The following is a 12,774-nucleotide window of genomic DNA, read 5'->3' as shown; positions in this document are numbered from 1 at the left end:
CCGGGAGGAGGCGGAGTCCCGTACCCGGGGACGCCCGCAGGAGATCCGTATGCCGGGCCGGACGGACAGGCGTTTCCGTACGCGGCGGGCTCGGGCTGATACGGCGGTGGTCCGGCGGGAGGTGGCGTCGTCATGGACCCAGCCTTCCGGGACCGCCCCGGCCCTGTCCTGAGTAGGTGTACTCAGGCGGCCACCCACGGTGTTCAATCGCGTGGATCCGCCAGGCCGGGGCGGGGCCGTGGGTTGGTCGCACCACCAACCGACTCAGGGCGCGGGCGAGAGGGAGAAGACCTGGGCCGCGCTCCCGTCGCACGGCTGCTTCACCGCTGGCGCCCCGGCTGACTTCGCCGACCCGCCGATGGCCACACAGCCACCGCCGGCCACGCGCAACACGTACTGACCGCCACCACCGGACGCTGCGGGCTCCAGGTGGAACCTGCTCGTCTTCGCGCAGTCCTCCCAGGGCTCCAACAGAGCGGCACCCGCGCGAGCGGTCACCACGTTCAGGCAGCCCCTGCCGTGGTCGGGGTGGTACCACTGCACCCGGTACGTGCCACCTGCCGCCGGCACCAGCTCGGTCTCCTGCGGCGCGACGTCCTGGCACGGACGCTGCACCGCCACCAGCGAGTCGTATCCTTCCGCGTGCCCGTCGGTCAGGCACAGGCCGTCCGACAGGGCCGGCCGGATCTCCACGGGCCCTCGCGGCGGGACGGCCCGTTTCCCCGAGGGCGCGGGCGCATCGCCTCCGCCGCCACCGGAACCGCCCGGCTCACCCACGATGCCTGTGCCCCACACGGTGGCGACCCCGAGGGACACCACCGCGATCCCCAGCAACAGCGCGGGCACGCGGCGCTGGCGCATCCCACGCCGTGCGCGCTGAGTGGGCGCCCCCGCCTCAGCCTCGCTGTCGGCGCTGTCGGCTCGGCTCCCCCCACCGCTCACAGCCCTCTCCCGCGCCTCCAGCCACTCACTCACCCGCCCCTCGTCCCCGCAGACCCGTACGAAAGCGGCCACAAGCTCGGGACGCGGCGCGACCTTTCCGCCGAGGACGTCCGCCAGCGTGCTGCGCGCCAGCACCTCGCCGTGCTCGGCGGCCCGCTCCTCGATCTGGCGGTACGTCAGCCCAGAGCGTTCCTTGAGCTGTCGCATGGCAGTCGTGAACTCACGTACGTTCGCGGCCTGTTGCGGATGAATCTCCCCCACATTCGCCATGCGGACATCGTGAGCCATCCCGCGCCACGCGGACAATACCGATGCCGCCTCCTTCGCCACCGGTCCCGGACGGCGTCCGGACAGGTCTCTGACCAGCCCGGACAACCCACACCTGTCCGGGACAGCGGGTTGCCATTGCCTCGGCCTGTCCGCGGCCAGCAGTCTCAAAGGGCAAGAAGGCGCGAACCGCCACACGCAAACCACGGAGTGTTCTCATGCGTAAGACCGCAAGGCCCGCACACATCACGCCCCTCGCACTCGCTGCCGTCATCGTCGGCGGCCTGACGGTCACCACGGCTGTCCCGGCCCAGGCGCGTACCGAAACCCAGGCTTCCGTCCAGGCCACCGACGCCCATTACCTACGCTTCGACAAGGGCTCGGTCACGAACTCCCGCCTCGAACTCGTGAAGCGCACCGCCGGCCGTGACAAGGTGCTCAAGAAGTACAAGGCGGGCTCGGGCCAGACCAAGGACACCTGCGCCGTCGGCAAGGGCTGGCTGCCCAACGCGGAGAAGAAGCCGTACGCCGTGCAGTGGCATCGCAAGAACTTCGACGGCATCATCAACGGCCTCGTCATCAAGCTCTCCGACCGCAAGTGCCACAACGGCACCAAGCGCACCGAGCTGTTCATCCACAGCGAGATGAAGCCCAACGGTAAGCAGGGCTCCATCGAGTCCGAGCGGTGGACCAACAGCAACCCCAACGACTACTACTCCAACGGCTGCATCAAGCTCAACCCGACCGACATCAGGGACCTGTTCCAGCGCCTGGACCGCATCGGCTGGCCGAAGAAGCTGTACGTGGTGAGCTGACCCGCACCACTTCTCCTCGCGGTGCCCGCAGGGCCCGGCGGGGCCGGAGGACCAGGTCACCGCGCCAGCTGCCGGGGCACGACCGGCCCCCCGCCCGAGCCTCGTGAGGAAGAGGCGAGGGCGTGGGGGCCGCTTCTAGTTGGTGGTGCCCTTGCCTCACGCTTCGCGGTCGCGGTGGCAGTGGCGGCCGGGGGCGGGGGTCACACCATGACCGCACCCGCCACAGTCGTCGCCGCACACAGCGACAACGACACGATGACGAAGACGACGGACCGGACCCGGGAGCGTCGCGAAGCGGCGAGGTCCAGGGTGAAGACCTCGGGGTGGTCGGGCGCGTAGTGGACGGTGACCACGCGGCCGTACGCACGCGCCGGGTTCGTCAGTGCGGGCTGGGGGCGGGCGGTGACGAGCGTTCCCTCGCGGGTGGTGAAGGTGAGGACCGGGTGGTGGCTGGTCCACTGGGACTCGCCGTCCTCATGGGTGGTCTCCTGAACGGCGACGACGCGTCCCGGAACGCTGACCGCCCCGGCCAGGCGAGCCGCCTCGCGACGGGTCAGGCTGACCTCGTTGCGCAGGACGAACACCATGAGCACGGTCAGCGGCCCGCCCGCACACAGCAGCGCCCACGGGTAGCCGTGCCGGAGAGCCAGCCCGGTGACCAGCCCGGCGTACAGCAGGAAGACGGCGAAGTGCGGCCAGGCCCGCCCGTGCCGGCCGTCCGCGAGGTCGTAGGTGACCTGGAACCGTTGTGGCTGGCCGGGCGGGTGGAGCACGGCGACCTCGCGGCCGACCCAGACCGTGTCCAACCGCGGGCCGCCTTCGGCCGTGTACGGCAGAACGTGCTCCCGCCCGGTGGCGGGGTCGGGGAAGGCGATCACCACGGGTATCCCGGCCGTGCCCGGATCGCCGTGCGCGGGAGTCCGTACCGAGACGATCCGCCCCCACACCCGTACCGCCCGCTGCGCCCGGGTGACTCCGGCCAGCGACCGGCCGTACCCGACCAGCGCCCAGCCAGCGCACGCCGCGCACCACAGCAGCAGAACCCTGTGCCAGTCCACGCCCGCGCCCTCCCGTTTCTCACGGCTTCTCGCGCCCAACGTCCCGCACCTGGTAGCGAGTTGGTTGCGCGGACCGCCCCACCCGGCGGCGAGCGGTCAGCCGTTCGCGCCGCCTCGTCGTACGGTCTCCCCGGCGTGACGCCGGCCTCGCAACCCGGCTGACCGCTGCCCGGGGTTGGTCACACCCGAGCAGGCGCCTGATGGCGGATGGCGGCGCCGGCCAGCCGGCCCGGCTCGAAGACGGCCGCCGCCACGCGGAGTTCAGGGGGCAGCGCACCCCAGAGCTCGTCTAGGAGTTGGCCCTGGTCGGCGGCGCTGGTACGTGCTTCGAGGAAGGGCTCGCCGGTCGCGACCGTCCGCCCGTCGGAGCGGTACGTGGTCATCAGCACGGCGTCCCCGGGCTCCAGGTCCCTGACCGCCAGCGTCAGCACGTTGGCCGTCGACCGCGCGCCGCGGCTGCGCCGCGCGGCACCCAACCACGCGTCCCGCCCGGAGCGGAGGTCCGCCGCCACGGTGACGCGGGGCGTGAAGATGGGTGGGTCGGGCTCGTACTCCAACCCACCCAGCGCCGCGACGGCGCTCTCGCCTTGCCGCAGCCGGTCCGAGACCACGGCGACCTGTTCGCCGTTGCCGAAGACCAGCCACCCGTCCCGCTCACGGGCCGCGACGTAGTGCCGCAGCGGGTCGTGCTCGGACTCGCCGGTGGGCGAGACGATCAGTTCTCCGTCGCCCCGCCGTACGGCCCGAGCCCGGGAGGCGGCACTGCGCCCGGTCAGGAAGTAGCCGCCACACAGCGCGCCGTCGAGCGTCCTCGCCCACACCACGCCCCGCCCCGGATAGCGGTTTCCCGCCACGGCCGCACGCACGTCCTCCACCGGGCCGCACACCTTCCTCGTCGCTCCCACGCCCCAACCCGGGCCCGCACGCCACCCGCCCCACCGCGACGGCGCGGCATCGGGGTCAGGTGAGACGGCACTCCACCGAGTCGTCGATCCGCAGCGTCTCCAGGGTGCCGAGCCACTTGTCGACGATCGACTCGGGTTGGACGCACTCGGCCCCGCCCTTGGTGTCGCCGATCCAGATGCTCTCGTGACGCGTGTTGATGACCTGGACGGGCGCGGGCAGACGCTCCGGCAGGTACTGCCAGGGAATCACCTCGTCGTACGCGTAGACGACCTTGCCGTCCTTGACGAAGCAGACGGAGGGGTAGTCGCAGGGCGCCGCGGGCGTCGGCGGGTTCGTGGGCTCGGCCTGTGCCGTGGCGGTGGCGCCGCCGAGCAGCAGCAGGGTGGCCGCCAGCACGGCCGTGACGCCCCGTGGGCCGGAAACCGCCTTCATGTGAACCCCCCTTGTCGACAAGGTGTGTTCGAACACACCTTGATGCACACACTATCTCCATAGGTCGCGAGCCCGGTCAAGATCTCAACCGGCCCGACCACGGCCGCGATGGGGCACCGCCACGCGGACGGCGGCCCGGCGCTGGTCGGGCGACGCGCCGCTGCCCGAACGGGTGTTGGCCAGGTGGGAGGGGGAGGCGTTCGCCAAGCTGGGCCCGCGACACGCCCTGGCGTCACGGCCCCGTACGCCCGGACTCTCCCCGCGGCGCGGCCGGCTGGCCCGGCTGGGTCAGGGGGCCGCCTGGTCGGTGCGCGGCAGGCTTTCGAGCATCGCCGTCTCGTACGCGCGCAGGGTGTGCACGAACAACCGTCGCTCGCTGGGTGAGAGGGGAGCGAGGGCCTTCCGCCAGGCGGTAGCGCCGCGCGCCAGCCAGCCCTCGATCGCTGGCCGCATCCCGTCGGTGATGCTCACGATGCGCCGCCGCCGGTCCGTCGGGTCCTCGTGTCGCTCCAGGATCTCCTTCCGACTCAGTTCGCCGACCACCAGGCTGACGGTGGTCGGCGCGACGTCGAGCCGGGCCGCCAACTCGTTGACCGTCAGCGGTCCGTCGAAGAGCAGGTACGACAGCAGGGACAGGTGGCGGGGGGCGAGTTCGAGCGACTGGAGCTCGGCGGGGACCGGAATCCGCTTGGCCGCTCCGACCATGCGCGGCATGAGCACGAGCAGGGTGCGGACCGCGTCGTCCACGCCGGAGTCGACGTCGGGGTCGACTCCGGGGTCGGCGTCGGTCCGCGCGGTCGGTGTCTCCTCCGTTGACACTGAACCCTCCCGGATTTAGCTTTGTCGTCAAAGGTATTTTGCTTGCAAAGCAAAGCTGCCCCCAGGGTAGGCGAGCGACCAGCGACGGGAGACCAGATGCCGCACTTCCAGGTACGTGTGCACGAGGAGGAACTCGACGGGGAGGTCGAGGGCCGGTTGGTCCGGTCGCTCACGGAGGCGCTGGTCCAGGTGTACGGCGAGCGGGCGCGTGCCATGACGGTCGTGGAGATCTTCGGCGTTCCCCGGCAGCGCTGGGGCGTCGGCGGTGTCCCGGCCAGCGTGCACGCCCCCCTCGTCTCGCTCCACGTGCGCGAGGCCGCGCTGAGCCTGCCGGGGATCAGCGACGCGCCGGGACGGCTGATCCGGGCGATCACCGACGCGGTCGCCGATGCCTGCGGTCAATCCGTGCGGGACCACGTCAGCGTGCACCTCATCGGCGTGCCGGCCGGCCGCTCCGGCGTCGGCGGCGCGATCGACCCCCCTCCGCCCTCCTGACCGTCAACACCCGGCTGGGAGAAGCGGGCACGCTTCGGACGCCCGGTCCGGCTGCCGCGCGTCGGCGACTGTGGACGCTCGCGTCCCCCCGCTCCACCCGCCCGCCGTGTCGGCCACCCGGCTCCATCGCCGAGGCGCGCCGCCAGAGCCCGGCGGCTCAGCCGGCGGAGGGGGGTTTCTCCGGCAGCGTCCCGGCCGCCCGCTCGGCCGTGACGGGTGGCTCGCCGGCCCCCGGTGACGGAGGCTTGGCGCGGCTGAGGTCGGCCCGGTTGAACAGATACGAGGCCAGCAGAACGCCCGTGATCACCAGCAGGCCGCCCCACAACTCGTGGAAGGTCGGAGTACGCCCCTCCCACATCAGGTTGAAGGCCGCACCACAGACCGCCTCCATGCCGATCACCGGCCCCATCACGGTGGCCGGCAACCGCTTGGAGGCGCTGTTCCAGAACCAGGTGGCGCACCACGAGCCCAGCACCGCGAACGCCACCGACCACCCGACGAAGGACCACCAGGTACCCGCGTCCGCCACCGGCGCCCGACCGCCCCCCGCCAGCGCCAGGGGCAGCAGGAACAGCGACCCGCAGCAGGCCCCGAGCCCGATGCCGGTCGTCCAGGTCGTACCGTCGATGTTCGCTCCGACCCGCCCCAACGCCCGCCGGTTGGCGATCACGAAGTACGACCAGGCCGCGGCGGACAGGAAACCGAGCAGCGCGCCGAGGGCCAGGTCCGCGCTGCTGGACGCGCCGTCGGTGGGGGTGCCGGCGTTGACCAACAGCAGGCCGAGGGAGATCACCACGATCGGAGCCGCCAGCCTGCGCCAGGCCAGCACCTTCTCCAGGCGGTTGGAGACCAGCGTGACCATGAGCGGGATTAGCCCCGTCATGGTCGAGGCGAGCACCCCACCACCGAGTTCGGCGGACATCGCCAGCAGCAGGTAGAAGCCGATGTAACCCACGACGCCCAGGCGCATGGCCACCAGCAGGCGACGCCGACCCAGCGAGCGCAGGCTGCCACGACGCAGGAGCAGCACGGTCAGCGACAGCAACCCGAAGACGACGTAGCGCCCGAGAACCAGGTAGTAGATGTTGACCGGCTCGACGGCGGCCGGGCCGAGGAAGGTGAAGCCCCACAGGGCCGTCGCCACCAGGGCGGCCGGCAGACCCACGGTGTACGCGCGGGAGGCTTTCATCGCCATTGCCGCAGCCTAACTCGCCCGTCCCCGCCGGCCCCGGAGCCGCCACGCGCCGTGGCGTACGGACCGTACGGCCTACGGCACACCGCGACACGCCACCCCCGGGCGCCCCGCGTCCCACCGGTCGCCGGACCGCCGGCCCGCCTCACCGCTCGCCGTCGGCGGCGACCTGCTCGGCGCCCAACCGCTGTACCTGGCTGACCAGGTGGTCGAAGTCCGCGCTGATCGTGCGGTGGTTGTGGTGCGCGACGCGGAGCACGAAGGCGCCGTTCAGGACGGTGTGGGAGGGCATCGCGATGCCCTCGGTCTGTAGCCGCTCCAGCACGGCCCGGTTGACGCGGTTCAGGGCGTCGGGCGTAGCGCCCGGCCACACGTAGCGGAAGCAGACGATGTTGAGTTCGCTCCGGGAGACGAGTTCCAGGTCGGGCGCGGCCTCCACGAGCTTGGTCAGGTGCGCCACCTGGGCGATGTTCTCGGCGATCGCACCGGCGAAGCCGTCGACGCCGTACGTCTTGAGCGCGAACCACACCTTCAGCGCGCGGAAGCGCCGCGACTGCTCCACCCCGCGGTCGGCGAAGGACAGCGGGTGGGCGGCCGGGCCCCGCGCGGTCTTGCTGATGTAGTCCGCGCTGGAGCGGAAGGCACCTTCCAGGTCGCCTTCCCTGCGGGTGAGCACGCAGCTCACGTCGAACGGCAGATACAGCCACTTGTGCAGGTCACACACCAGCGAGTCGGCCTCGGACAGCCCCGCGAGCAGGGTCCGGTGCGAGGGCAGGAGCTGGGCGAAGGCGCCGAACGCGCCGTCCACGTGGTACCACAGGTCCTCCTGGCGGGCGACGGACAGCAACTCGGCGAGCGGGTCGACGGCGCCGGTGTTGACCGTTCCGGCATTGCCGACCAGACACAGCGGGTGCAGGCCGGCCTCCCGGTCGGCGCGCAGCGCGGCACGCAGTGCCGCCACGTCGATGCGGTGGTCGGCGTCCACCGGGACGCGCCGGAAGAACCGGCTCCCGATGCCCAGGAGTTCGACGGCCTTGTCGACGGAGTGGTGGGTCTCGGTGGACCCGTAGACGGTGAACTGGACGCCGGTGGCGGCGGCGCCCTCGGCGCGCACCCCGGGCGCCCGGTGGGTCCGGGCCGTGGCCAACGCGATGACCTGGCCCATCGACGCGCCGCTGGTCAGCAGCCCGGACCCGGACGCGGGCCAGCGCAACGCCTGCCCGAGCCAGTCGACCACCTGCTGCTCGACCAGCAACGCGGCGTTGGCCCCGGAGCCGACGGTGCAGTTGATGGCCGAGGCGAGCAGATCGCCGTACGCGGCGATCGGCACGCCCGAACCGTTGGCCCAGCCCCAGAACCGCGGATGGATGTTGCCCCGGGGATAGGGCAACACCGTGCGCCGGAACTCCTCGTACACCTCCTCCATCGGCCGCCCGGTGGTGGGCAGTTCGGTCTCGAAGGAGGCGGCGATCTCCTCGGGCACCGGCTGCCACACCGGCTGGTCCCGGATGCCGGACAGGTGGTCCGCGATGTCGTCGATCATCTGTTTCCCGAGGGCGCGGAAGGCGTCCCAGTCGGCGGGGTCGAGCGGCGGGTGCGGGCGCATCGGGTGACTCCTGATCTGGGGGCGCGGGGCGGGTGCCCGGCCGGTTGGCGAGCCGCGGGCTCACGCGGTGGGTCAGGCGGGGGAGGGAAGCGACAGGGGCGCGAACCGCGCGGCGGGTGCCGGGTGGCGCTCCGGGTGGTAGAGGGTGTGCATCGGGTGGCTGGTGCCGCACACCGAGGCGAGCACGGCGCGCCCGATGGCCGGTGACTGGGCGAAGCCGCCGGTGTTGTGCCCACCGGTGACGATGAACAAGCCACCCTGGTGCGGTGCCGTACGACCCATCTGGCGGGGTTCGACGTGGTAGAGGCCGAGCGAGGTGGCCGTCCACGGGCGCACGCAGTACTTGAACGCGTAATTGTCGTGCGTACGGGACGAAGGGGCCGGCGCGGCACTGCCGGGGAAGAGTTGGCTGATGGTGTTGGCGATCCCGGCGCGGATGGCGGCGAGTTGACGCTCGTCGGGGCTGTCCGAGGCGCCGATGTAGCCGTAACCGGAACCGACGATCAACACGCTCCGTCCGTCGCCGTCGCGGGCCACGGTGATGTTGGCGTCCTCGGTGACGTGGCCGCGCCGGGCGACCTTGAGCGAGGTCCGCAGGGCCGGATCACGGTTGTCGACGCGCATCCAACCCCCGAGCACCCCGTGGACGCGGCCCTCGCAGGGAGTGCAGCGCAGCAGCGCCGCGCCGGCCACGCCGGGGGAGGCGATGACGTGGGCGTGCTCGGGTACCGGCACGGCGCAGTCGAAGCCGACCAGCGCGCCGTGCGCATCGCGGCGCACACCCGTGACCGGCGTACGCCAGTGGAACCGCGCCCCGCGATCGACCAGATGGGCCACCAGGCGCTCGGTGAACCTGTGCACGTTGAGGGTGAAGCCGGGCACCAGCACGCCACCGGCTAGGGCGCCGGCCCCGGCGGCGCGAGCCAGAGCCGGGTGGTCGCGGGCGATGTCCGCGGGGGTGACCTCACCCAGCAGGGCCCCGATGGACCGGTGCCGCGCGGTGGCGGCCCGCAGGTGGTCCGGGTCGGTGTACACGCGCAGGATGCCGTCGGTCAGCACCACGTCCTCGAACAGGTGCGGCAACCGGGCGCGCAGCGCCGACCACTCCCGGCCGGCCTCGGCGCTGAGCGCGAAGACATCCGCGGTGTACGCCCGGGCCAGCCACGAGGGCACACTCTCGAACGCCTGAATCCAGGCGTGCTCCTGTGCCGTGAGCGACCAGGGCTCACGGGCCAACCAGCCGCAGTCGGTGACCGGTCGCCGGAACCAGGTGGGCACGCCACCGTGGAAGTCCGTGTTGTTGTAGCCGTCCATCTCGGTGAAGGTGAACATGCGGGCGTCGTCACCGCCGTGGGTGCAGCCGTACGCCCACCACTGCGCGGTGCCCGGCGCGGGCGAGCGGTCGACCAGGGTGAGCCGGTAGCCGGCGTCCGCCAGGTACACGGCCGTGACCAGGTTGACCAGGCCGGCGCCGATCAGGAACGCCTCGCGCGGGCCGCCGGCCGCGGGCGCCAGGCCGGCGGGTACGGTGCGGGCGCGCGCGACGGCGCGCTCGCAGTGGGCCAGGGCGGTGGCGATGGACTCCACGTCGGTGCCGCCCAGCGCGTGCTCGTACACGGTGGGCGCCGGTTGGTGCCGGCCGCCGGAGCGCGGCGGCGGGACGGTGCGCCCCGCATCGGCCGGAGCGCACGGACCGCTGGAGCGGCCGGTCGCGGGGACGGCGTAGGCGACCTGGACCGGGCCGGCGGTGTGCCGCGCCCAGGCGCGCAGCAGGGTGTCACTGGGCCGCTGGGTGGCGACCAACGCGGTGGCGCCGTGCCGGCACAGCGCGTCCAACAGCCGGTGTTCGTCCGCGTCGGCCACCTCGGGTACGTGGACCACGTCCCCCGAGCGCAGGAAGTCGGTACGGGCGAGATCGGGGTTGACCACGGTGAGCAGTGTCTTCATGGCGGTCTTCATGGCGCGGACGATCCTGTTCGAGCCGATGGGAACGAGGACGGTGACGCGGGCCGGCCCTCCGCCGCGGAGACTGACCGAAGCGCCGGGCCGGGCTAGTCATACGTACGGAGGGACACCGGCAGGCAGGAGCGCACCATGCGCAGGTCGGCAGCGCCCGACGCCGCGAACCGGACGCCGTCCCCCACCCAACCCTGACGGAAGGCGTCGACCAAGGCGGTCGTGTCCACGAGTGCGACACGCCGCCGCGCTGCCGCGACCGGCTGGGCACCGGTGGCAGGAGCCGCGGGCCAAGCCTGCGGATAGGGCCGGTAGAACAGCAGCCGGAGCTTGCCACCGAACTTCTCGACCACACCGATGGCACGCGCCCCGGCCTCCGTCAGCGCCCGAACGCCGTACGGGTTGGTCGGCGCGCTGGTGGCCAGGATGTGCCGGGTGCCGGTGTCGGCCAGGTCGGTCAGGGCGCGGGAGTTGAGGCGCCGGGCGAGCCCGTGACCCCGCCAGTCCGGCAGCACGCCGATGGTGTCGAAGTGGGCCACGGTGCCGTACTCGGCGGCGGGCACGGTGGTGTCGATGGCCAGGTTGAACGGCCGCTCACGCGGAAAGTAGACGATGCGGTACGCGGCCGTCTCGTCGCCGTGGACGGCCCGGTAGCAACGCCCGCCGTCCGCCAGGCAGTACGCCAGGAACTCGGGCGTGCTGCGCTGGAAGGTGTCGGGATCGGGCTGGGCGGCGTGGATCTTCTCCTGGAGATCGAGGAGGAGCCCGAGGTCGGCCGGGCCAAGACGCTGAATCCCGATGGTCATGACGTGCCGATCGCGGAGACGAAGGCGGCGATCAAGGGATCGGTCCGGTCCTCGCCGACGGGCAGCTCGGGATGCCACAGCACACCGACGGCCCAGGGCGCGGCAGCGTCCTCCCGTTCGAACGCCTCCACCATGCCGTCCTCGGCATGCCCGACCACCCGCCAGCGCAGATCGCCGGGTGTCTGTGGACCAAGCCCCTGGTGGTGCAGGGAGGCCACCTTGACCACCGGTTCGTCGTACGCCCGCGCCACCTTGCTGCCCGGCACGAGTCGGACACTGTGCTGAGCGGGCTCGGTGGGTGAGTGCCGGTGGAGCACCTGACCGCCGTTGACATCCGGGAGGTGGGGGATCAGCGGGTTACCCGTCACGGACCACAGAACCTGCGAGCCACGACAGATGCCGAGCACCGGCAGCCCACGGTCGAGCGCGCGGCGGCCGAGGCGGAACTCGAAGGCGTCGCGCCGCGGATGGTAGGTGTAGTCGCGCTGGCGGGGCGTCCCGGGACTGAATAGCGGGTCGATGTCTTCGCCCCCGGTCAACAACAGCCCGTCCACCGTATTCAGATAATCGTCACAGAATTCCGGTTCGACGGTGGGAATGGCGAGAGGCAAACCGCCGGACCGTGCCACCTGGTCGATATAGCCGCGATGAATGCTGTGGCTGACAAGAGCGGACCGAAAGCGCGTGGTCACGCCCACCCGGGGGAGACCTGGGGTCTTCTTCGCCATTACCCAACCTTCCGGTATGAGCGCATGAACCGGCGATACGCCTGGTCGACACGGCCTCTCGCACCCCGTGCATCCACACTCGCCGTATGACGACCACTCCGCACGCTAGCCCACCCCATACAACAATGGCAACAGCCTTCGACCGGAGCGCCGAACCCTCAACTCGCGTACGAAAGCAGGCGTTTCAGCGGTTCCACCTTGCCTGGTGAACACGGTTTCGTGGCGTGTGAGGCGCGGTGTTCCGGGGCGGGCGCGGGGAGTTTCGGGAGCGGTGATCAATCATGCTGTCGAGATGGGCAGTGGCCGAACCGGGGAATGCGGTGATGTGGAGGTCAACGGCTTTTGACGGGGCCGCGGTGACGCATGGGAAGGTGCTTTGGAGGTTGATGTGGGTGGCGGTGATAGAGGTGGTGGATCGGCGCTTGAGGCGGAAGATGCTTTCATGGCGAGCAGAGGTGATTGGCGAGGGAGTGAAGCTCGTTGGGGGAGGGGCGCTGCCCTACTCGCCACCGCCGCATGCCGCTTGTCGAGAAGTCCCGCACCTCACTGACCACAGGTGGCCCCTGACAGGATGTGAGGGTTTTACCGTCCTGAACATGTGTTGCCTCGCTGACGCGATGCACGAGGCGAAGACGCTGGTGGAGCATGTCCCGCTGCGGGGCGTGCCCGCGTCTGCCGGCAACCGGAGCGTTCGGGCCGGGGTGGCCTGCTGTGTCAGCGGGGCGAGTGGGGAAGCGCCGCCCCTTCCAGCC

General features: G+C 71.6%; 12 protein-coding genes. 2 read left to right on the top strand and 10 right to left on the bottom strand.

The annotated features are described in order from the left end of the window. Nucleotides 1–264: 264 nt before the first annotated feature. Nucleotides 265–1,212, bottom strand: coding sequence for a helix-turn-helix domain-containing protein (locus AC3CHW_RS00100; protein ID WP_488469084.1), 948 nt, complete (start codon nt 1,210–1,212; stop codon nt 265–267). 215 nt (nt 1,213–1,427) lie between these two features. Between AC3CHW_RS00100 and AC3CHW_RS00095 the strand changes: the two genes are divergently transcribed. After that, on the top strand, nt 1,428–2,024 hold the full coding sequence (locus AC3CHW_RS00095) for a L,D-transpeptidase family protein (RefSeq protein ID WP_398611162.1): 597 nt from the start codon (nt 1,428–1,430) through the stop codon (nt 2,022–2,024). A 200-nt stretch (nt 2,025–2,224) separates the two neighbouring features. On the opposite strand, the gene AC3CHW_RS00090 is transcribed toward AC3CHW_RS00095, so the two are convergent. The 4 genes from AC3CHW_RS00090 to AC3CHW_RS00075 all read right to left on the bottom strand — a co-directional run bounded on the left by AC3CHW_RS00090 (nt 2,225) and on the right by AC3CHW_RS00075 (nt 5,134). Next, the gene (locus tag AC3CHW_RS00090) at nt 2,225–3,082 is read right to left on the bottom strand and encodes a DUF3592 domain-containing protein (RefSeq protein WP_488469083.1); all 858 of its coding nucleotides are present in this window, start codon (nt 3,080–3,082) and stop codon (nt 2,225–2,227) included. Between the two features lie 179 nt (nt 3,083–3,261). Continuing rightward, the gene (locus AC3CHW_RS00085; protein WP_488469082.1) at nt 3,262–3,957 is read right to left on the bottom strand and encodes an IMP cyclohydrolase; all 696 of its coding nucleotides are present in this window, start codon (nt 3,955–3,957) and stop codon (nt 3,262–3,264) included. Between the two features lie 85 nt (nt 3,958–4,042). Next, nucleotides 4,043–4,420: a hypothetical protein gene (locus AC3CHW_RS00080; RefSeq protein WP_398611165.1), complete on the bottom strand. Its 378-nt coding sequence runs from the start codon at nt 4,418–4,420 to the stop codon at nt 4,043–4,045. Between the two features lie 288 nt (nt 4,421–4,708). Further along, nucleotides 4,709–5,134, bottom strand: a complete 426-nt coding sequence (locus AC3CHW_RS00075; RefSeq protein ID WP_488471261.1) for a MarR family winged helix-turn-helix transcriptional regulator — start codon at nt 5,132–5,134, stop codon at nt 4,709–4,711. Nucleotides 5,135–5,335: 201 nt separating this feature from the next. Here AC3CHW_RS00075 and AC3CHW_RS00070 point away from each other — a divergent pair, with 201 nt between their 5' ends. Beyond that, entirely contained in the window at nt 5,336–5,734 is a 399-nt protein-coding gene (locus tag AC3CHW_RS00070) for a tautomerase family protein (protein WP_488469081.1), read from the top strand. Nucleotides 5,735–5,891: 157 nt separating this feature from the next. Here the strand turns inward: AC3CHW_RS00070 and AC3CHW_RS00065 are convergent, their stop codons facing one another. The 5 genes from AC3CHW_RS00065 to AC3CHW_RS00045 all read right to left on the bottom strand — a co-directional run bounded on the left by AC3CHW_RS00065 (nt 5,892) and on the right by AC3CHW_RS00045 (nt 12,022). Beyond that, on the bottom strand, nt 5,892–6,929 hold the full coding sequence (locus tag AC3CHW_RS00065; RefSeq protein ID WP_488469080.1) for a DMT family transporter: 1,038 nt from the start codon (nt 6,927–6,929) through the stop codon (nt 5,892–5,894). Nucleotides 6,930–7,071: 142 nt separating this feature from the next. Next, nucleotides 7,072–8,532 carry a pyridoxal phosphate-dependent decarboxylase family protein gene (locus tag AC3CHW_RS00060; RefSeq protein ID WP_488469079.1) on the bottom strand — a complete coding sequence of 487 codons (1,461 nt, stop codon included), beginning with the start codon at nt 8,530–8,532 and terminating at the stop codon, nt 7,072–7,074. Between the two features lie 72 nt (nt 8,533–8,604). Then, nucleotides 8,605–10,491 carry an NAD(P)/FAD-dependent oxidoreductase gene (locus AC3CHW_RS00055; RefSeq protein ID WP_488469078.1) on the bottom strand — a complete coding sequence of 629 codons (1,887 nt, stop codon included), beginning with the start codon at nt 10,489–10,491 and terminating at the stop codon, nt 8,605–8,607. Between the two features lie 92 nt (nt 10,492–10,583). Then, entirely contained in the window at nt 10,584–11,294 is a 711-nt protein-coding gene (locus tag AC3CHW_RS00050; RefSeq protein ID WP_488469077.1) for a GNAT family N-acetyltransferase, read from the bottom strand. Further along, nucleotides 11,291–12,022: a gamma-glutamyl-gamma-aminobutyrate hydrolase family protein gene (locus AC3CHW_RS00045; RefSeq protein ID WP_488469076.1), complete on the bottom strand. Its 732-nt coding sequence runs from the start codon at nt 12,020–12,022 to the stop codon at nt 11,291–11,293. Before AC3CHW_RS00045 ends, AC3CHW_RS00050 begins: the two co-directional genes overlap by 4 nt. Nucleotides 12,023–12,774: the final 752 nt, after the last annotated feature.

Source organism: Streptomyces sp. MGP-BFMKR1 (genome assembly GCF_057766585.1).
The sequence above is the reverse complement of the archived record's forward strand: the minus strand, read 5'-3'. Positions and strand labels throughout refer to the sequence as shown.